Origin of the sequence: Ruegeria intermedia, from assembly GCF_900129345.1 — a bacterium.
In the GTDB taxonomy this organism is placed as follows: domain Bacteria; phylum Pseudomonadota; class Alphaproteobacteria; order Rhodobacterales; family Rhodobacteraceae; genus Ruegeria; species Ruegeria intermedia.
In genome coordinates this window covers 23,788-42,846 of record NZ_FQVK01000016.1, presented here as the reverse complement: position 1 = coordinate 42,846, position 19,059 = coordinate 23,788, and the positions used below count along the sequence as shown (strand labels likewise).

Genomic DNA, 19,059 nt, shown 5'->3' with positions numbered 1-19,059 from the left:
AAGGTTGGCGCAAAACAAACCCGTAAAACTACGCGCGGCGAATATACTGGAGCTACGCGATCGGGTAATCTGGCCCTACTGCGTACCGGGCTTTCGGGCTGATCTGCGGTATCTGGTTCATCCGCGCCCGCCGGACATCGTGATTCCCGCGCGTCGCATCTTAGTGAAAGGACATGTCATGGACGGCACGTTCAACGAAAACGATCTTTCCCGCGTGGTCGAGGCCGACCGCGCCCATATCTGGCACCACCTGATCCAGCACAAGCCGTTCGAGACGAACGATCCGCGCATCATCGTCGAAGGCAAGGGCATGCGCGTCTGGGACCAGAAGGGCAAGGAACACCTGGATGCCGTCTCGGGCGGCGTCTGGACGGTGAACGTGGGCTATGGCCGCGAATCCATCTGCAAGGCGGTCTATGACCAGCTGATGAAGCTGTGCTACTTCGCCCAGTCGGCGGGCTCGATCCCCGGCGCGATCTTTGCCGAAAAGCTGATCAAAAAGATGCCGGGCATGAGCCGGGTCTACTACACCAACTCGGGCAGTGAGGCGAACGAGAAGGCGTTCAAGATGGTCCGCCAGATCGCCCACAAGAAATACGGCGGCAAGAAGACCAAGATCCTGTACCGCGACCGCGATTATCACGGCTCGACCCTGGCGGCGATGTCGGCCGGCGGGCAGGACGAGCGCAACGCGCAATACGGCCCCTTTGCGCCGGATTTCGTGCGCGTGCCGCACTGCATGGAATACCGCAAGCACGAACTGGACGGCGCACCCGACGAGAACTTTGGCGAATGGGCCGCCGATCAGATCGAAGCCGTGATCCTGCGCGAAGGCCCCGACACCGTGGGCGCGCTGTGCCTTGAGCCGGTGACCGCCGGCGGCGGCGTGATCGAGGCGCCCGAAGGCTATTGGCAGCGCGTGCAGGAGATCTGCAAGAAATACGACATCCTGCTGCATATCGACGAGGTCGTCTGCGGCGTGGGTCGCACCGGCACCTGGTTCGGGTACCAGCAATATGGCGTGAAACCGGATTTCGTGACCATGGCCAAGGGCGTGGCCTCGGGCTATGCGGCGATTGCCTGCATGGTGACCACCGAAGAAGTCTTTGACATGTTCAAGGACAATGCCGACGACCCGATGAACTATTTCCGCGACATCTCGACCTTTGGCGGCTGCACCGCCGGGCCGGCGGCGGCGATCGAGAACATGCGCATCATCGAGGATGAAAACCTGCTGGCCAACTGCGCCGCGATGGGGGATCGCATGATGGGCAACCTGCGGGCGCTGATGGACAAGCACAAGGTCATCGGCGACGTGCGCGGCAAGGGTCTGTTCCTGGGGGCCGAACTGGTGGCGGATCGTGCGACCAAGGAACCGGTGAACGAGAAACTGGCCCAGGCGGTCGTGGCCGACTGCATGGCGCAGGGCGTGATCATCGGCGTCACCAACCGCTCGGTTCCGGGCAAGAACAACACGCTGTGCTTCTCGCCGGCGCTGATTGCGACGGCCGACGATATCGACCAGATCACCGACGCGGTCGATGGCGCGTTGGGTCGCGTGTTCGGCTGACGGCATCTGACGACCGACCGGCGCGTTCGGCGCGCCGGACTTTTACTCGCCCCGGCCACCTCGTACACCGCGCGGCGCGGTGACGCCGATCTGGGCCATGGCGATGTCCATCTCCTCGGACAGCACCTCCCACAACCGGTGCAAACCGGCCTCGCCGCCCGCCGCGATGGCGAATTGCAGGATCCGCCCGAAGAACAGGAAATCGGCACCGGCCATCAGCGCCTTGAGCGCATCTTCGCCGGACCGCAGGCCGCTGTCATAAAACAGCGGATAGTCGTCGCCGACCGCCGCCCGGATCTGCGGCAGGACCGAGATCGGTGCGGGTGCGCTCTCCAACTGACGGGCGCCGTGGCTCGAGACCTGGATGGCGTCGACACCGGACGCCTTCAGCGAAACCGCGTCTTCGACATCCAGCACGCCCTTGACCACCAGCTTGCCCGGCCACCGGTCGCGCAACCTTGCCAGCGTGCCCCAATCGGCCTTTGCACGGCTTTCGGTTCGGTCGAACGCGAACCCCTCCATCAGGAAATTCGCCATCTGCGGTTTGCCCTTCAGCAGGGTCGAGATCGACCAGCGCGGATGCAGCGCGAAATCCAGAAACTGCCGCGGCCCGATCCGGAACGGCATGCGGAAGCCGTGGCGCAGTTCGCGCGGGCGGCGGCCGACTTCGGGCACGTCAACCGTCAGGATCAGGGTCTGGTAGCCCGCGGCCTTTGCCCGATCGACCAGCTTGAACGTGCCGCTGCCATCGCCGCTGAAATACAGCTGAAACCAGGCATGGCCCCGGGCCTCTTCGATCAGCGCCTCCATCGGTGTCGAGGCCACCGTGGAAACGCCCAGCGGCACCCCGTATTGCGCCGCCAGCCGCGCCAGCATCAGGTCGGCGCCCGGCGCGGACAGGTTGCACATGCCCATGGGCGCGATGCCGAAGGGCCTGTCGGCCGCTTGCCCGAACACACGGGTCGCCAGTGACCGGTTGCTGATATCGCGCAGGATCCGGGGCCGCAGGGTCATCGCGTCCAGCGCCGCGCGGGTGCGCCGGACCCCGGCCTCGGACCCGGCGGCCCCGTCGATATAGTCGAACACCATCCACGGCAGACGCCGCCGGGCCAGCCGGCGGGCATCTTCGGCGCTGTGGATGGCGCTTGCGCCCATCAGGCCTGAACGGCCTTCATGAAGCGGTCGCGGATGACGACCGGGTCCATCGTGATCGGCGGCATCTTGGCGTTTCCGCTCTCACATTTGCTGACGATGATGGTCATCTGGCGGGCGTCCAGCGCCTCTTGCAGCACGCGGCCGGTCTCTTCGGCCTGGCATTCGATCACGCGCTCGCAGCCCGCCGCCTCGGCCATCTTGGCCAGCGAGGTCTTCTGCCCCGCATAGGTCGGCTGATCGCCGGTCGAGCCGTACGAGCCGTTGTCGATGATCAGCAGGATATAGTTGTCGGCTACGTTGTTGGCGATGGTCGGCAGCGTCCCCAGGTTGGTCAGGATCGAGCCGTCGCCGTCGATCACGATCACCGGTTTCGGCTGGGCCAGCGCCAACCCCAGACCGATGCTCGAGGCCAGGCCCATCGTGCCCAGCATGTAGAAATTGGTGGGCTGATCGTCGATGGCATGCAGTTCCTGGCTGGGGATTCCGATATTGCACACGACCAGTTGGTCACGCAGGATCGGGGCGATTTCCTTCAGGATTTCAGAACGGATCATTGGTCGCCATAGCCTCCCCAGAAATTGGCGTCGGTCAGGATCGCGACGGGCTTGTTGCACATGAAGGTGTATTTCAGGATCGCGTCCAGTTCGGCCACGTCTTCCTGATGGTGGAAATGGTAGGTCGGAATGTGCATCTGCGCCAGCAGGGCCTTGGTGTGAACGGCCATCTCGACCTGGCAGGCGATGGGTTCGCGCAGTTCGCCCCGGTACGAGATCAGCATCGGCAGCGGCATCCGGTAATACTGGATCAGCGTCGCCAGCGTGTTGATCGTGACCCCGATCGCGGTGTTCTGCATGATGATCGCGGGGCGCTTGCCGCCCATCCAGGCCCCGGCGCACAGGCCCATGCCTTCGTCCTCTTTGTTCGAGGGGATGTGAAAGATGGCGTCATGGGCGTCGATCTCGGCGATGACGCCGGCCAGTTGCTTGCACGGCACCGTGGTGACGAACGAGATGTCATTGGCCACCAGATCTTCGGTGATCTTCTTGTCTATGTTCATGTCGAAGCTTCTGTTCCTGGGTTGGGGCGCCGAGGGCGCGATGGACGGGTCAGGCCCTGCGGTGGACGTGGACGGCACATTTTGCATGCCGCACCACGCGCGACGCGGTGGAGCCAAGGAAATAATCCGTCAGTCCGGGACGGTGCGAGCCGATGACGACGCAATCGAAACCGTGGTCGTTGGCATAGTCGATGATCGTGCGTGCGGTGTGGCCCTTGACCAGTTCGGGCTTTACATCCGGCAGGCCTTTCAGCTTTTCCATCAGGACCTCGCGCGCCCGGGCAAAGCCTTCGGCCACGGCGTCCTTGTCCAGATAGACGCTGACCGAGCCCTGCGGCATCTCATAGACATGCAGCGCGACGATCTCGGCGGATCCGCCACCCAAGGCACGGGCGATCTCGAGCGTTTGCGGCGAAATGCCGTGATCAAGCGCCATGGGGACAAGAATTTTCTTATACATGGTTACCTCCAGTTCCGGGCGGTCAGGCCCACGGGGACAGCACGATTTTCGGAACCGCGACCTCGCCCGAGCGTAGCTGGGCAAAGGCCCGGGCGCCATCGGCCAGATCGCGTTCTTCGATCCAGTCCAGAGCGCCCAGCGCGCCGTCAAAAATGGCCTGCGCGGTCTGACGGAAATCCTGCGCGGTATAGGTGTAGGTTCCGATGAAGGTGATCTCTTGCAGGGTCATGCGCCGCACGTCCAGCCCGCCGGTGTCCTCGCCCAGACCCACATGCGCGATCACCCCGCCCGGCCGGGCCCGTTCCGAGGCCACCGCACGGGTGGCGGCAAAGCCCACGGCGTCGACCACGATCGGGAAATCACCTTGCGCTTCGGGTGCGACCTTGGCGCAATCCAGCCTTTGCAGGAACTTACGCCGCAGGTCGTTGGGTTCGACCACGGTCACATCCACGACATCCATCGCCCGCAGCGCCAGCGCCGCCGCAAGGCCAATCGCCCCACCCCCGATCACCAGCGCACGACGCTCCATCGCTGGATGCAGCGCCTCGAGCGCGAGGCGCGCGGCGTGCCAGCTGACGGCCAGCGGCTCGGCCAGGGCGGCCTTGGCGAAGGGTACGTGATCCGGCACCTCAACCAGATTGTCCCAAGGCATCGAAACATATTGGGCAAAGGCGCCTTCGCGCGGGTGCATCGAGATGATCTGACGGTCGGGGCACAGGTTTTCGCGCTCCGCCTTGCAGGCCGGGCACTGCCCGCAAGTTACCAGAGGATTGATCGTGACCCGCGTTCCGTCTTTGGGGCCGCCGATCACTGTGCCCGCCGCCTCGTGACCCAGGATCAAGGGCGCCGGGCGGCGCGCATCATGGCCCAGATATGCATGCATGTCGGACCCGCAGATCCCGACGGCCTCGACCCGGATCAGATGCTCGCCAGGTTGCGGCGCAGCGTCCGGCACGTCGCGATAGACCAGGTGTTCGACGCCTTCATAGACCAGAGCTTTCATTTCGCCGTGAACCCCCCGTCAACCATCAGGATCTGCCCGGTGACATAGTCGGAGGCCCGCGAGCACAGGAAAAGGATCGGCCCGTCGATGTCGTCCATGCGGCCATTGCGACCGATGCAGGTCTGCGCCGCGTTGCGGGCCGCGCGGGCGGGGTCATCGAACACCGCCTGCGTCAGCTCGGTCGGAAAGAAGCCCGGGCCGATGGCGTTGGCGGTGATACCGTGCGGCGACCAGGCCTCGGCCATGGCGCGGGTCAGCTGTGCGATCCCGCCCTTGCTGGCCCCATAGGCGATCCCGCCGGGAAAGGCCCGCGTCGTCTGCAGCGAGGCGAAATTCACGATCCGGCCCCAACCACGCGCCTTCATCGCGGGCACCATGGCCTGGCTGAGGAAGAACGGCGCACCGAGGTTCAGGCCCAGTGTCGCGTCCCAGCCCTCGGGCGTGACGTCATCGGCGGCCTGTCGCGTGTTCACCCCGGCGGCATGAACCACGATATCCGGCGCGCCGAACGGGGCCGAGATTTGTTCGACCAGCGATGGCAAGCCACTTCGGTCGGCCACGTCACCTGCGACCACCGCAGCGCTTGAACCGATCTCGGCCTGCAACTCGGCCAGTGCCTCGGCCCGGCGGGCAACGCCCACCACCCGCGCGCCCGCAGCCGCCAGCACCTGCGCAACGCGCCGGCCCAGCCCCGAACTGGCGCCCGTGACGCAGGCCACCCGGCCGGTCAGATCGAACAGGTCGCGGGGGTCATTCATCTGCGGTCAGGTCAAAATTTTCGTCCGGGAAATACTTGGCCAGACGCACATCGGCGGCGCGGGCATGGCCCTCCATACCTTCCAGCCGCGAGATCCGCGCGGTCGCCTCGGCGATGGGTTTCGAACCCTCGCGCGTGGCCCGCTGCCAAGTGACGATCTTCATGTATTTGTGCACGCTCAGCCCGCCGGTATAGCTGGCCGCGCCCGAGGTGGGCAGGACGTGGTTCGTACCGGTGGCCTTGTCGCCATAGGACACGGTTGTTTCTTCGCCCAGAAACAACGAGCCATAGCAGGTCAGCCGATCCAGCCACCAATCCAGATCCGCGGCCTGTACGGTCAGATGCTCGGGGGCGTAGTCGTCGGAACAGGCGGCCATCTCTTCGCGGTCCGCGCACAGGATCACCTCGGCATAGTCGCGCCAGGCGGCGGCGGCGTTGTCGCGGTTCAGCTCGGGCAGATCGGCGATCAGGGTCGGGACCATCTCCATCACCCGGGTCGCCAGATCGCGGTCATCGGTCACCAGCCAGACGGGCGAGTTGTAGCCATGCTCGGCCTGGCTGACCAGGTCGGTGGCCACGACGAAGGGGTCGGCCGTGGCATCCGCCAGGATCAGGCTATCGGTCGGACCCGCGATCATGTCGATGCCGACCTTGCCGTACAGAATGCGCTTGGCCTCGGCCACGAACTGGTTGCCCGGCCCCACAAGGATGTTGGCGCGCGGCAGGCCGAACAGGCCATAGGTCATGGCGGCCACGCCTTGCACGCCGCCCATGGCCAGGATGCTGTCAGCGCCGCTGATATGGGCGGCGTAGACGATCGCCGGGGCCACGCCCTCACCCGGGCGGGGCGGCGAACAGGCGGTGATGTGACGGCACCCCGCCACCTTGGCGGTGGTCACGGTCATGATGGCGCTGGCAACGTGGCTGTACCGTCCGCCGGGCACATAGCAGCCCGCCGCATCGACCGGGATGGCCTTTTGCCCCGCGATGAAGCCCGGCACGATTTCCAGTTGCACATCCGACACGGTGGTCTTCTGCGCCTCGGCAAAACGGCGCACGTTGTCCTGGGCAAAGCGGATATCGGCCTTGAGCTTTTCCGGCACCCGCGCGCAGGCGGCTTCGATTTCCGCGGGGGTCATCAGCGCGTTGCCCTCGAACTTGTCGAATTTGGCCGCGTATTCCAGCGCCTTGGCGTCGCCGCCGGCCTCGATGTCGGCCAGGATGGTCTTGACCGTGTCATGCACCTCGGACGCGTGGGATTGTGCGGTCAGGGTGGCCTTCTTGAGGTATTCACGCGACATGTTCAGAAGATCCTATTGGTAGATTTCAGGAAGCAAGGTGGTCGACAGCGCCGGAACGTAGGCGATCAGGATGACGACGATCAGCATGGTCAGCACGAAGGGCACGGCGCGGGCCGCGATCTTGAGGATGGATTCACCCGTGATCCCCGACACCACGAACAGGTTCAGCCCCAGTGGCGGCGTGATGAAGCCAACGCCCAGCGCGGTGATCATCATGATGCAGAACTGGATCTCGTTCATGCCGATATTGTCCGCCAGCGGTTTCAGGATCGGGGCCAGGATGACGATGTTCGGTGTCGTCTCCATGACGCAGCCAGCCGCGATCAGAATGCCGATCATCAGCAGGATAAGCAGGAACGGATCCTCGGTCAGCGAGGTCACCGAGGCCACGAAGCCCTGCGGCACGCCCATGATCGCCAGCGCCTCGGCCAGCGGGGCCGAGAAGGCGATGATCGGCAGGATCACCCCGTTCACCTTGGCCGAGCTGACCAGCATCGACGGGAAGTCCGCCAGCGTCAGCGTGCGCAGGATGAACCCCATGATGATGGTGACGACGACAGCGGTCGCGCCGGCCTCGGTCGGGGTCAGGCGACCCGAAAAGATACCGTAGAAGATGATGCCCGGCACGATGAAGGCGTACCAGCCCGATTTCAGCGCCTTGCCCAGATTGGCCGCCCACTCGCCCATGGTCATCATGCCGCCGCCCTCATAGGCATAGAGACGGTTCATGATGATGTTGGTCACCAGGATCGAGACCAGGATCGCCAGCCCCGGGATCAGAGCGGCCAGAAACAGGGTCGAGGCCGAAATGCCCAGCACGAGCCCGATGATGATATAGGCGATCGAAGGCGGGATCAGAATGCCGGTACAGGCCCCCGCCGCCACCAGCGCACAGGCATAGGGGCGCGGATAGCCGCTTTTGACCAGTCGGTTGATCGTCATCCGACCCACCGCCGCCGCACCCGCCGCGTCAGACCCGGAAATGGCCGCGAACATGCCGCAGACCAGAACCGTGGCCGAACCGAACCCGCCCTTGGCAAAACAGGTCAGCGCCTCGGCCACGTCCAGAAACTTGCGCGACAGCCCGGTGCGCACCAGCACGTCGCCGGTCAGGATGAACAGCGGCACCGCGGTCAGGGCAAAGGCGTCGATGCCGGTGAACAGGCTTTCGCCCACAAGGCTCAGCGGCAGATCGCCCGACATGATCAGCATCACGATCGCGGCCGAGCCGATCGCGGCCCAGACCGGAACCGCCAGCGCGATCAGGCCGACGAACAGGATCACCGGCAGGTAGAAATCCCAGCCCAGTTCGACCGTTTGATTGAGAGAGCTCCACAGCATCCGGTTTCTCCTCAGTCAAACAGCTTGTCGCCTTCGAAGACGGGCGTGCCGTCACGAAGACTTTTGATATCGTTCATCAACGATTGGATCAGGCGCCAGATCATCAGAGCAAAGCCCGTGGGCACCGCCATCAGGAACCAAACCTTCGATACCCGCAGCCCGTCAGTGACCGAGCCGAACTTGGCCGAGACATGCACCGCCTCGTAGGACCAGTAGAGCGCGATGACCGCCACCGCGAACATCACCAGATCACCGAAGATATACAGCACCGCCTTGGGCCGCGGGCCGAGGTAATGCATGATCATGTCGATCCGGATATGGGCGCGTTCCTTGACCGCCGCCGCTGCGCCGATCCAGGCCAGATAGATGAAGGAATAGCGGACGATCTCCTCGCCCCAGATCGAGGAATAGGCGAAGATCTCGCGCCGCAGCACCTCGATCGCCATCGTGATGACCAGCATCACGTAGAATACCAGCAGCAGCCAGCGTTCGGCATTGCGGTCTATGGTTTTGAGTAAGGACATCGCTTCCCTCGGCAAGGCTGGGGGGATGGGCCTGAAGGATCAGGCCCTGCAGGTCTGGAAAGGGCGGGCACGCGTCCGGCGCCCGCCCGGTCCGCATCAGGCGTCGTGGACGTAGTATTTGCCTTGGGTGCCGGCCGCTTCGACCAGCTTTTCGAAGGCATCCATCGACCCGGCCAGCTCGGTTTTGAAGGGGTCCCACTCCGAGCGCTGATAACCGCCGGCCTCCTGCCACTCGGCCAGTTGATCGTCGGTCAGCGAGTGGAACTGAACCCCGGCCTTGTTCAACTCGGCCATGGCGTAGGCGCGGGCCGAGGGGACCTTGGCCAGGTTCTGGTGGCTGGTCATCTCCGAGCCCCACATGATGCCCTCTTGCACATCGGCCGGCATCGAGTTGAACCATTCCAGGTTGCAGGAATAGACCTGGCTGTCCGGCACCGCCTGGGTGAAGGTGACGTGAGACAGAATGTCCTTGAAGCCAAACACATAGAGCGCGCCGACCGACGGGTCGAGCGCATCCGCCACGCCCTGCTTGATGGCCGAGGGGGTCTCACCCCAAGCAACGGGCGTCGGGTTGGCGCCGACCATGCGATAATATTGCTGCAGCATCTTGGACCCGGGAACGCGGAATTTGATCCCGCTCATGTCCGAGGGGGTAATGACGGCATTTCCGCCCTGGCGCACGGCCACGACGCGCGGGTCGATCACGACATAGAACAGCGCCTTGAAGCCTGCGGCCTCGACCTTGGGGTGCACTTCGTTCTTCCAGGTGTCGGAATGCACCAGGTTGGTGAACCGCTGGTTCGAGCCGCACAGATACGGCATGTTGATCAGGTCCACGGTCGAGGCGAAGGGTGCGAAGTTCGACAGCGAATGCTGCGCGGCCTGGATGGTTCCGCCCTGCACCTTCTGCACCAACGCGCCGCCCGCGCCCAGCTGCCCGCCCGGGGCCAGCTTGACATAGACCTTGCCGTTGGTTGCGTTCTGGATGTTCTCTTTCAGGTCCAGCTGCATGATCGGATAGCTGCGCGAGGCGCCCAGCACATAGGCCGTAGCGACCGTCATCACATGCTCGGCAGCTTGTTCGCGTTCCTTTTCCTCCTTCGCGGTCTGCGCCGCGGCCTCGGATGACCACAGCACGCCGCTTGCGCCCGCCACCAGTGCGGCCGTGAACGCGCCGCTGGCACTGAGTTTCAGGAAATTGCGGCGTTCAGCTGACGCCAATTCCATTTGATCTTTGTTCATTGATTGCCCTCCCATTGGAAAAATTCAGCCGCCGTTCTCCTCGCGGTCGGCCTCTTTTTTCAGAATTGCGACAACGAACAGGATCGACGCCGCGAACAGAACCAGCATCTCGCCCACATCCCCAAGAAACGCGCGGCCTGCAAACGCACCCAGCGCCACGTTCGCGAAATAGACGGCGAAAACGATGGCGGATGCGGCAAGAAACATGTTCGGGACTCCGGGTAGAATCGGCACTGATGCCATTTGTAAGCGCTTACATGGAAAATGCAAGCGCTTACATTTCAACTTTCCTTGCCAATCCGATGCGGTTAGAATTGAAGAAAACAAAGATCAGGTTTGGAAATGTCGAAGCTGAAGCCCGCCCCGACACTGGATGACGTTGCCAGAAAGGCGGGCGTTTCCACGGCTACGGTCTCGCGCTGCCTCAACACGCCGGATCGGGTTGTCGAAGCGACCCGCAAACGCGTGCAGTCGGCGATCGAGGCGTTGGGCTATACACCGAATTTCGCGGCTCGGGTCATGGCGGCGAAGCGCACGTTTACCATCGGCGCGATCATCCCGACGATGGAGAATGCCATTTTTGCGCGCGGCTTGCAGGCCTTTCAGGAAGAGCTGCACCAACATGGCTATACGCTGCTGGTGTCCAGTTCGGCCTACAAACCGGCAACCGAAGAAGAGCAGATCCGGACTCTGGTCGCCCGCGGCGCCGACGGGCTGCTGCTGATCGGTCACGACCGTGCGCCGCACATTTACGAGTTCCTTCAGCGCCGCGATATTCCGGCGCTGGTTGCGTGGTCGTTTTCCCCGGATGGGCGTCTGCCCTCCATCGGATTCGACAACCGTGCGGCCATGTACGAGCTGGCGCAAAGGGTCTTCGACCTGGGGCACAGACGGCTTGCGGTGATATCCGGCATCACCCACGGCAACGACCGCGCGCGCCTGCGATTGGACGGGGTGCGCGACGCTGTTCGGCAGCGCGGGCTTGACCCGCAGGGGCTTCAGGTCATCGAGACCCCGTACGAGATCGAAAACGGCGCTGACGCCTTCGCGCGTCTCATGTCGCAGGACACGCCGCCGACGGCTGTCATGTGCGGTAACGATGTCCTGGCCGCCGGCGCTTTGCTCAGGGCTCAGGACATGGGGCTGAAAGTGCCGCAGGATGTCTCGATCACCGGGTTCGATGACATCGAACTGGCCCGGATCCTGCGCCCGGCTTTGACCACTGTGCATGTGCCGCATCGGGAAATGGGCGGAAAAGCCGCCAAGGCATTGATCGAAATGGTTGAAAAAAGGGCCCCGGCGGCCGGTGAACACCTGTTCACGCACATCGTTGAACGACAGTCCTTGGGTCCTGCGAACTCGGCGTGATCCGTGTGCCCAAGTCAGGCGGCCTGATCTTCCATCGTCCGGAAATCACCCTTCAGCCACAAATGCCGCTTGCACATCGGCTCGGTGAAATATTGCCGGATCAAGCTGCTGAGGGCCTTGTGAATCAGTTTTGAGGTGGTGCCCGGATAGACCTCGAGCGTAAACAAGGAAACGATCCTGACAAAGTTCCGACCCGGAAAAGGCGTTGCCCGAACCGCGTCATGATAGCGATGCGCCCGGTGGAAACACCCGGCCGTGGTAATCGCCCATCCGCTTCCTTCGGCCACCAGCCCCATGATCGACTGGTTGCATTCCAGCTCGAACCGGTTGGGCAGGTTGTATTTGTTGCGCGTCAGTTGGATCTCGATCTGCTTGCCGATCGTGTAGTCTCGCGAATACCGCAGCAGCGGCAGGTCGGAATGGGGCGATAACAGATCCTGCACCTCGCCCTTGAACTTCTCGGGCACGATCACGATGAACGGGTCGCGCATCAGAGGATATTCGATCAGCCCCTGCGTGCCGCCGGGCGGTCGGGTCGCCACGCCCGCGTCCAGCTTGTGCTCCTGCAATTTCTCGATGATCTCGTGGCTGGGCCGTGTGAAATGCCGGAAATTGCAGCGCGGCAGCGCATGGGCCAGAAACCGGATCAGTTCCGGCGCGATCTGGTTGTCGAAATCATCCACCAGGGCCAGCCGCAGATCGGTGGCGTGGCGCCAGTTGCCGGACCGGATCTCGGCCTCGCCCCGTTTCAGCACCGTCAGACCGTCGCGCACGTAGCGCGCGAACACTTCGCCCGCCGGGGTCAGGCTCATCGGGCGGCGGCCGTGATCGACCAGGGCGACTCCCAAAGCGTCTTCGAGACTGCGCAGATGGTTCGAGACGGTACTGATCGACAGCCCGGTTTCCGAGGCCACCTGTTGGATCGACCCGGACTTGGCGACCAGGCGAAACACCTCCAGCCAACGCAGGCTCAGCGGTTTGGACACGGGCCACGACCCTCCCGCAGTTTCGATTTCATCGAAAACAGCGAAACAGAGTTTTTGCTTTCAGGCAATGGTGAATGTTGGTCACGCCCATTAGCTGCGCATGCGTGTGAACTCGGGATCGTAGGGGCAGGCAGGGATCACCCGCGCCGGAACCCTGTCGCCGCACAGGTCCAGCATCATCTCGCTGCCCTCGGCGGACAGGTGCGGCGCGACAAAGGCATGCGCAAGGTTCAGCCCGGTGCGATGCCCCCAGTCGCCCGACGTCACCGTTCCCACCACCCGGTCCCCGGCCATCAGCGACGCACCGGGATGCGCGGGCGCGTGCGCGGCCTGCACCTGCAGGGCAACCAGCTTGCGAGACGGCCCTTTGGCCTGCCGTTCGATCAGCGCCGCGCGCCCGATGAACTCCGCTTTGTCCAGCCGGACAAAGCGGTCCAGCCCGGTTTCGAACGGGTCGAACTCGGTGATCAGGTCGGCCTTCCAATACAGGAAAGTCTTCTCCATCCGCATCGACTCGACCGCCCGCGCGCCAAACAGTTGCAGGCCAAAGGCCTGTCCGGCCTGTCGCAGCGCAAGATAGGCCGCATAGAGCGAGGCGTTGGGAACATGGATCTCATAGGCCAGTTCGCCCGAGAAACTGACGCCCATCACGGTGGCGGGCGCGATCCCGACAAAGCTCTCGCGCACGCTGAGCCACGGGAAGGCGTCTCGCGACCAATCCCCGCGCGAGCAGGCCGACAGCACGTCACGCGCCCGTGGTCCGGCCAGAACCAGGATGGTCTGCTCGTTGGTCAGGCTGCGCAGGTGCACGTCCTCGTCGGGGGAGATGTGTCGGGACAGCCAATCCATGTCATGCAGCTCGGACGCGGCGGCCGAGCCGTACCAGACCCGATCCGGCCCCCTGTCGCTTGCGGGCAGATTGGCAATGGTTGCCTCGGCCTTGACCATGCCCTTGTGGTTCAGCAGATAGGCCAACCCCACCCGCCCCGGGCGACGGGGCAGCGCGCCGCATATCATCCGGTCGAGGAACGCATGCCGGTCGGCACCGGTGATCTCGATCCGGTTGAACCCGTTGACCTCGGCCAGCCCGACATTCTGCTGCACATTGGCGACCTCGGCGGCGATCACGTCGAATGTTTCGTCAAAATCGAAACTGAGCGTCGGCGTGAAATCGGGCGTGGGCTTGATGTACTCAACCCGCTCCCACCCATTCACCACGGCAAATTCCGCGCCTTCGGCGGCCAGAACCGGGGTCAGCGGTGTTGTCTTGGCGGGCCGCCCGGCGGGGCGATGTTCGTGCGGAAAGTGAAAGCGGAACTCGTTCTGGTAATCCTCGATCGCCATCAGCGCCGTCAGCTCGACATTGGCGTGCCCGGCGAACCGGCGCGGGTCGAGGCACCAGGTGTCATAGCAGGCCTCGCCATGCACGATCTGCTGGGCCAGAAGCCAGCCGTGGCCGCCCCCCTCGCCCAGCCCGGCCCGCAGCCCGATGATGCAGAATGCGTTGCGTTTGCCGGGGATCGGCCCGACCAGGGGTGCTCCGTCGATCGTGTAGGTGATCGGGCCGTTGACGACCGTGTGGATTCCGGCCTCCATCAGCGCGGGCATGCGGGCAAACGCGCCTTCCAGCACATCGGCCACCCGGTCCAGATCATCCGGGCACAGCGCGTTGACGAAATTCGGGTCGATCCCGTCCATGCCCCAGGTCTTGCAGTCCTGCTCGTAGAACCCCAGCAGCAGCCCGTTCTTTTCCTGCCGGCAGTAGTAATCGCTGATCGGGCAGCGCAGCAGCGGCATGCGGTGGCCAGCGTCGCGGATCGCGGGGATTTCCTCGGTCAGGAAATACTGGTGCTCCATCGAGGCCACGGGATGGTGCACGCCCATCATCGCGCCCACCTCGTTCACGCGGTAACCGCAGGCGTTCACCACGATGTCGCAGTCGATATCGCCGTGCTCGGTATGGACGGTCCAGGTGTCGTCCTTGTGCTGGGTCAGGGCCGTGACCGGCGTGTTGCGATAAACCTCGGCCCCGGCGTTGCGCGCCCGCCGCGCCAGCGCTTGGCACAGCTGCGCCGGGTCGATATCCCCGTCCAGCGGATCCCACAGCCCGCCCAACAGATTGTCGGTGGAAATCAGCGGGTGGCGACGGGCGCATTCCTGTGCGTCGATCACCTCGAACTGCACGTCCATCCCCCGCGCCATCGAAGCGAAATGGCGATAGCCCTGCATCTGCGCCTCGGTGTTGGCCAGCCGGATGCCGCCGTCGCCATGGTGGTAGTTGATCGGATAGTCCGGGTCCTCGGCCAGTTCCTTGTACAGGCGGATCGAATGCGACTTGAGCCCCACCATCGTCTGGTTCATTCCGAAATTCGTCACCTGCGCGGCCGAATGCCATGTGGTGCCGGATGTCAGCTCGTTGCGCTCTACCAGAACCACGTCGCTCCAGCCTTCCTGCGTCAGGTGATACAGGGTTGAACAGCCGGCGATTCCGCCGCCGATCACCACGACCTTGGTGCGCGATTTCATGGGTGTGCTCCTTCTGACATGCCCCGAACCCTGCCGAACGGCGCGGCGGGCGGGCAATGGCGCAGTTGCCGGTCCCGAAAAATCGAAACGGGGATTGAGATTTCTCAAAACGACATTTCCGCTTTGGCCGCACCCCGCGTTGCCGCGTACCCTGCAGGGCAGGATGGGATCAGGAGCCTTCGGAGATGCCAGAACAGGGCAAACGCGGCGGGCGGCGGGCCAGGCTCGCGCAACGGGCGGCCAAACCGGCCTTTGACCCCTGCCCGCCCGGCCAGATCGGTGGGCAGTACAAACCCCTGACCTTGCCCGAGATCGCGGCGATCCACGACACAGCCCTGCGCCTGCTGGAAACGCTGGGCATGGGCGAAGTGCCCGACCGTCTGGCACAAGACCTGATCGCCGCAGGCGCGCGGCCCGGTCCGCCGGGGCGGCTGGTCTTTCCTCGCTCGATGGTCGAAGGCGTGGTCCGGCAGGCCGCCAAGCGGTTTACCCTGCACGGGCGCGACCCGGCCCGGTCGATCGAGGTGGGCGGCGACCGCGTGCATTTCGGCACTGGCGGCGCAGCGGTCCAGACGCTGGATCTGGACAGCGGGCTCTATCGCCCGTCGACGCTGGCCGATCTGCATGATTTCAGCCGGCTTCAGGACACGCTGGCCAATGTCAGCTGGTTCACCCGATGCTGCGTCGCCACCGACGTGCCGGACAATTTCGATCTGGACGTGAACACCGCCTATGCGCTGATCCGGAATACCACCAAACCGGTGGCGACCTCGTTCACGTTGGCCGAACATGTCGCGCCCATCGTGCGGATGCTGGATATCGCCGCCGGCGGCCAGGGCGCCTTTGCCGAACGCCCGTTTCTGAAGGCGCATATCAGCCCTGTGATCTCGCCCTTGCGGTACGGCGAAGATGCGGTGGACGTGGTCTATGAATGCATCGCGCACAACATCCCCATGTCCTGCATCACCGCAGCCCAGGCCGGGGCGACCGCGCCCGCCACCATGGCCGGGTTTCTGGCCCAGTCGCTGGCCGAAACCCTGGCCAGCCTGGTCATGGTCAACGCGATCAAGCCGGGCTTTCCCATGGTGTTTTCCAACTGGCCCTTCATCATCGATCTGCGCACCGGTGCCTTTTCGGGCGGCAGTGGCGAAACCGCCGTGCTGAACGCGGCCTCGGCCCAGATCACCAACTGGTTGGGGCTGCCCTCGGGCGTGGCCTGTTCGATGACCGATGCCAAGGCCATCGACGCGCAATACGGCGCCGAGAAAGGCATCACCTCGCTGGCCGCCGCACTGGCCGGCGGCAATTTGATCTACGAAAGCTCGGGCATGACGGCCTCGCTGCTGGGGGTCAGCTTCGAGGGGTTCGTGCTGGATGACGAGATGCATTCGCACACCTATCGCGCCCTGCGCGGGATCGAGGTGACCGAAGAAAACCTGGGCTTTGACGCGATCTGCCAGTCGGTTCTGGGCGAGGGCCATTTCCTGGGCAGCGCCCACACCCATGCAGCGATGGAGCGCGACTATTTCTACCCGGCCCTTGCCGACCGGGCCGAACCGCGCAGCTGGCAGGACAGCGGCGCGCGCGATGCCTGGTCCACCGCCCGCGACCGCGCGCGAGAGATCCTGCGCACGCATCACCCGCAATACCTCAGCCCCGAACAAAAGGCCGAGATCCGCGCCAATTTCCGGATTCTGTCCTGATCCGACGCCGGTGTGTCGCGGACCGGGTGTTTTTGACGCGGGCTCGGCGCTAGGCTCGGGCAAACGACGACACAGGGGGCCTCATGGCAAATGCGTTCTTTCAACCCGTCTCGGCGATGGAACTGGCGCGCTTTGCCGGTGTCCCCACCTTCATGCGTCTGCCGGCCCTGACCCCAAACGACGACCGGATGGATCTGGTCGAGCTTGGGCTGGTCGGCATCCCCTGGGACGGGGGCACCACCAACCGGCCCGGCGCGCGGCATGGGCCGCGGCAGTTGCGCGACCAGTCCACCATGATCCGCGCCATGAACCCGGTGACCGGGGTTGCCCCGTTCGAACTGGTCAACTGTGCCGATCTGGGCGACGTGCCCCCCAACCCGGTGGATATCGAGGATACGCTGGACCGTGTCACCCGCTTCTACACCGACCTGACGCTGCGCGGCATCGTGCCCCTGACGGCGGGCGGCGATCACCTGACCTCCCTGCCCGTCCTGCGGGCGCTGGCCAGCGACGGCCCTCTGGGGCTGATCCAGTTCGACAGCCATACCGACCTGTTCGACAGCTATTTCGGCGGGCACAAATATACCCACGGCACCCCGTTCCGCCGCGCGGTCGAAGAAGGGCTGGTCGATCCCGAACGGTTCGTGCAGGTGGGCATTCGCGGCACCGCCTACAACACCGAGGATATCGAATGGGGCGAGGCGCAGGGCATCCGCATCATCCGCATCGAAGAGCTGTTCGATCGCGGCATCGACGACGTCATGGCCGAGGTCCGCTCCATCGTCGGCGACGCGCCCTGCTATTGTACCTATGACATCGATTTCGTGGACCCGACCCATGCCCCCGGCACCGGAACGCCCGAGATCGGCGGCCCCAACAGCTTTCAGGCCCAGCAGGTCATTCGCAAGCTGGAAGGTCTGAACCTTGTGGGCGCGGATCTGGTCGAGGTCTCGCCGCCCTTCGACCCGGCGGGCGGCACCGCGTGGCTGGGCATTTCTCTGATGTTCGAGCTGCTCTGCGTGCTGGCCCAGGCGATCGACGCGCGGCGCTAGGCCCGCGCGACGTTCTCGGCGATCATCGAGATCATCTCGAACATCACCGCCGCCGCCGTCAGCGCGGTGATGTTGTTGGGGCTGTCTTTGGTCGGCATCATGCAGACCACATCGCCGCCGACGATGTTCAACCCCCGCGCGGCATGCAGAATGCCCACGGCTTCGTCGATGTCAAAACCCTTTTCGCCGGGTTCCAGGTTCGACACGCCCGGCGCGATGGTCGGATCAAGGCAGTCGAGATCGAAGGTGATGTAGACCGGCCGGTCGCCCAGAACCTCGCGCGTTTGGGCCACCACATCGGCCAGGCCACGCTGGCGGAACTCGCGCATGGTGACGATGTTGTACCCATAGTCATAAGAAGGCTGCAGCCAGTCGAGGCTGCGCGGATGCCCCCGCAACCCGATCTGCATCGACCGGGTCGGGTCCACCTGCCCCTGATCGGCCAGGTAAGCCCCCCAATGCGCGGCCGATTTCTTGGCCCCCAGGAAATGGGCGACCTTGGTGAACACATCCGTATGCGCATCCAGATGCAGAAAGCTGACCGGTTGCCCGCCCGCCAGTTCGCCTCGGCCCAGCGCCTGCACGATCCCGCCCGTGATCGAGTGATCGCCGCCCACCGAAACGGGCCGCGCCCCGGCGGCGTCGATGTCACGGTAGAAGGCGGTTATACGCTCGATGCAGTCCTCGTTGTCGTTGGCGCGCGGGAACGGCACGTCGCCCACATCGGCAATGCGCGCGCTTGACCACGGATCGATCTGGAACAGCGAATGCACCCGGCGCTGCACGGCCGAGACATGACGCAGCGCGCGCGGGCCCAGATGCTGGTCGCGCTCGGTGGTGCCGTTGCCAGCGGAATGCGGCACTCCGGCCAAGGCGATGTCCTGACCCTCTGGCCCGGTATTGGGGCAGCGGAACAGGGTGGGCACGCCCCACCAGTACAGGTTGTCCATCATGGATTGCTCGTAGCGGTCCGCCATCGTGTCTCCCCAAGCCGAAATGAAACCGCCCCACGGG

At 64.4% G+C, this 19,059-nt stretch carries 18 protein-coding genes; 4 read left to right on the top strand and 14 right to left on the bottom strand.

The window, feature by feature from the left end; genetic code table 11:
• Positions 1-178: 178 nt before the first annotated feature.
• Positions 179-1,570, top strand: coding sequence for an aminotransferase family protein (locus F3H26_RS12220; RefSeq protein ID WP_149776328.1), 1,392 nt, complete (start codon positions 179-181; stop codon positions 1,568-1,570).
• Between the two features lie 42 nt (positions 1,571-1,612).
• Here F3H26_RS12220 and F3H26_RS12215 read toward each other — a convergent pair whose 3' ends face one another.
• The 11 genes from F3H26_RS12215 to F3H26_RS12165 form a co-directional block, all read right to left on the bottom strand.
• A complete protein-coding gene (locus F3H26_RS12215; protein ID WP_149776327.1) occupies positions 1,613-2,725 on the bottom strand; it encodes an alpha-hydroxy acid oxidase in 1,113 nt (370 codons plus the stop codon).
• Positions 2,725-3,279 carry a sulfopyruvate decarboxylase subunit beta gene (gene comE / locus F3H26_RS12210; RefSeq protein ID WP_005981189.1) on the bottom strand — a complete coding sequence of 185 codons (555 nt, stop codon included), beginning with the start codon at positions 3,277-3,279 and terminating at the stop codon, positions 2,725-2,727. The genes F3H26_RS12215 and comE overlap by 1 nt, the downstream gene beginning before the upstream one ends.
• Positions 3,276-3,782, bottom strand: a complete 507-nt coding sequence (gene comD, locus F3H26_RS12205) for a sulfopyruvate decarboxylase subunit alpha (RefSeq protein ID WP_149776326.1) — start codon at positions 3,780-3,782, stop codon at positions 3,276-3,278. The genes comE and comD overlap by 4 nt, the downstream gene beginning before the upstream one ends.
• Before the next feature lie 49 nt (positions 3,783-3,831).
• Positions 3,832-4,242, bottom strand: a complete 411-nt coding sequence (locus tag F3H26_RS12200; RefSeq protein WP_149776325.1) for a universal stress protein — start codon at positions 4,240-4,242, stop codon at positions 3,832-3,834.
• 22 nt (positions 4,243-4,264) lie between these two features.
• The gene (locus F3H26_RS12195; protein ID WP_149776324.1) at positions 4,265-5,245 is read right to left on the bottom strand and encodes a zinc-dependent alcohol dehydrogenase; all 981 of its coding nucleotides are present in this window, start codon (positions 5,243-5,245) and stop codon (positions 4,265-4,267) included.
• Positions 5,242-6,003, bottom strand: a complete 762-nt coding sequence (locus tag F3H26_RS12190) for an SDR family NAD(P)-dependent oxidoreductase (protein WP_149776323.1) — start codon at positions 6,001-6,003, stop codon at positions 5,242-5,244. Before F3H26_RS12190 ends, F3H26_RS12195 begins: the two co-directional genes overlap by 4 nt.
• Positions 5,996-7,303, bottom strand: a complete 1,308-nt coding sequence (gene hisD / locus F3H26_RS12185) for a histidinol dehydrogenase (protein ID WP_149776322.1) — start codon at positions 7,301-7,303, stop codon at positions 5,996-5,998. The genes F3H26_RS12190 and hisD overlap by 8 nt, the downstream gene beginning before the upstream one ends.
• A gap of 12 nt (positions 7,304-7,315) precedes the next feature.
• Entirely contained in the window at positions 7,316-8,644 is a 1,329-nt protein-coding gene (locus F3H26_RS12180; RefSeq protein WP_149776321.1) for a TRAP transporter large permease, read from the bottom strand.
• An 11-nt stretch (positions 8,645-8,655) separates the two neighbouring features.
• Positions 8,656-9,168: a TRAP transporter small permease gene (locus F3H26_RS12175; protein ID WP_149776320.1), complete on the bottom strand. Its 513-nt coding sequence runs from the start codon at positions 9,166-9,168 to the stop codon at positions 8,656-8,658.
• Between the two features lie 96 nt (positions 9,169-9,264).
• Positions 9,265-10,410, bottom strand: coding sequence for a TRAP transporter substrate-binding protein (locus F3H26_RS12170; RefSeq protein ID WP_149776319.1), 1,146 nt, complete (start codon positions 10,408-10,410; stop codon positions 9,265-9,267).
• Positions 10,411-10,434: 24 nt separating this feature from the next.
• On the bottom strand, positions 10,435-10,617 hold the full coding sequence (locus F3H26_RS12165) for a hypothetical protein (protein ID WP_149776318.1): 183 nt from the start codon (positions 10,615-10,617) through the stop codon (positions 10,435-10,437).
• A gap of 135 nt (positions 10,618-10,752) precedes the next feature.
• Here F3H26_RS12165 and F3H26_RS12160 point away from each other — a divergent pair, with 135 nt between their 5' ends.
• Positions 10,753-11,778 (top strand): LacI family DNA-binding transcriptional regulator, encoded by a 1,026-nt coding sequence (locus F3H26_RS12160; RefSeq protein ID WP_149776317.1) that lies wholly within the window; start codon positions 10,753-10,755, stop codon positions 11,776-11,778.
• A 14-nt stretch (positions 11,779-11,792) separates the two neighbouring features.
• Here the strand turns inward: F3H26_RS12160 and F3H26_RS12155 are convergent, their stop codons facing one another.
• Complete coding sequence (locus F3H26_RS12155; protein WP_149776316.1) at positions 11,793-12,764, bottom strand: LysR family transcriptional regulator; 972 nt, start codon at positions 12,762-12,764, stop codon at positions 11,793-11,795.
• A gap of 90 nt (positions 12,765-12,854) precedes the next feature.
• Positions 12,855-15,290 carry a GcvT family protein gene (locus F3H26_RS12150; RefSeq protein ID WP_149776315.1) on the bottom strand — a complete coding sequence of 812 codons (2,436 nt, stop codon included), beginning with the start codon at positions 15,288-15,290 and terminating at the stop codon, positions 12,855-12,857.
• Positions 15,291-15,475: 185 nt separating this feature from the next.
• Between F3H26_RS12150 and F3H26_RS12145 the strand changes: the two genes are divergently transcribed.
• Positions 15,476-16,993: a trimethylamine methyltransferase family protein gene (locus F3H26_RS12145; RefSeq protein ID WP_149776314.1), complete on the top strand. Its 1,518-nt coding sequence runs from the start codon at positions 15,476-15,478 to the stop codon at positions 16,991-16,993.
• Positions 16,994-17,076: 83 nt separating this feature from the next.
• Positions 17,077-18,045: an agmatinase gene (locus tag F3H26_RS12140; RefSeq protein WP_149776313.1), complete on the top strand. Its 969-nt coding sequence runs from the start codon at positions 17,077-17,079 to the stop codon at positions 18,043-18,045.
• Here the strand turns inward: F3H26_RS12140 and F3H26_RS12135 are convergent.
• Positions 18,042-19,022 carry an arginase family protein gene (locus F3H26_RS12135; RefSeq protein ID WP_149776312.1) on the bottom strand — a complete coding sequence of 327 codons (981 nt, stop codon included), beginning with the start codon at positions 19,020-19,022 and terminating at the stop codon, positions 18,042-18,044. The genes F3H26_RS12140 and F3H26_RS12135 overlap by 4 nt on opposite strands.
• Positions 19,023-19,059: the final 37 nt, after the last annotated feature.

What these genes read in the sequence shown, in the direction of transcription:
- F3H26_RS12140 (WP_149776313.1), top strand. Translation starts at nt 17,077, where the DNA reads ATGGCAAATGCGTTCTTTCAACCCGTCTCGGCGATGGAACTGGCGCGC.
- F3H26_RS12180 (WP_149776321.1), bottom strand. Translation starts at nt 8,644, where the DNA reads ATGCTGTGGAGCTCTCTCAATCAAACGGTCGAACTGGGCTGGGATTTC.
- F3H26_RS12135 (WP_149776312.1), bottom strand. Translation starts at nt 19,022, where the DNA reads ATGGCGGACCGCTACGAGCAATCCATGATGGACAACCTGTACTGGTGG.
- comD (WP_149776326.1), bottom strand. Translation starts at nt 3,782, where the DNA reads ATGAACATAGACAAGAAGATCACCGAAGATCTGGTGGCCAATGACATC.
- F3H26_RS12195 (WP_149776324.1), bottom strand. Translation starts at nt 5,245, where the DNA reads ATGAAAGCTCTGGTCTATGAAGGCGTCGAACACCTGGTCTATCGCGAC.
- F3H26_RS12145 (WP_149776314.1), top strand. Translation starts at nt 15,476, where the DNA reads ATGCCAGAACAGGGCAAACGCGGCGGGCGGCGGGCCAGGCTCGCGCAA.
- hisD (WP_149776322.1), bottom strand. Translation starts at nt 7,303, where the DNA reads ATGTCGCGTGAATACCTCAAGAAGGCCACCCTGACCGCACAATCCCAC.
- F3H26_RS12200 (WP_149776325.1), bottom strand. Translation starts at nt 4,242, where the DNA reads ATGTATAAGAAAATTCTTGTCCCCATGGCGCTTGATCACGGCATTTCG.
- comE (WP_005981189.1), bottom strand. Translation starts at nt 3,279, where the DNA reads ATGATCCGTTCTGAAATCCTGAAGGAAATCGCCCCGATCCTGCGTGAC.
- F3H26_RS12220 (WP_149776328.1), top strand. Translation starts at nt 179, where the DNA reads ATGGACGGCACGTTCAACGAAAACGATCTTTCCCGCGTGGTCGAGGCC.
- F3H26_RS12175 (WP_149776320.1), bottom strand. Translation starts at nt 9,168, where the DNA reads ATGTCCTTACTCAAAACCATAGACCGCAATGCCGAACGCTGGCTGCTG.
- F3H26_RS12190 (WP_149776323.1), bottom strand. Translation starts at nt 6,003, where the DNA reads ATGAATGACCCCCGCGACCTGTTCGATCTGACCGGCCGGGTGGCCTGC.
- F3H26_RS12150 (WP_149776315.1), bottom strand. Translation starts at nt 15,290, where the DNA reads ATGAAATCGCGCACCAAGGTCGTGGTGATCGGCGGCGGAATCGCCGGC.
- F3H26_RS12165 (WP_149776318.1), bottom strand. Translation starts at nt 10,617, where the DNA reads ATGTTTCTTGCCGCATCCGCCATCGTTTTCGCCGTCTATTTCGCGAAC.
- F3H26_RS12170 (WP_149776319.1), bottom strand. Translation starts at nt 10,410, where the DNA reads ATGAACAAAGATCAAATGGAATTGGCGTCAGCTGAACGCCGCAATTTC.
- F3H26_RS12215 (WP_149776327.1), bottom strand. Translation starts at nt 2,725, where the DNA reads ATGGGCGCAAGCGCCATCCACAGCGCCGAAGATGCCCGCCGGCTGGCC.
- F3H26_RS12160 (WP_149776317.1), top strand. Translation starts at nt 10,753, where the DNA reads ATGTCGAAGCTGAAGCCCGCCCCGACACTGGATGACGTTGCCAGAAAG.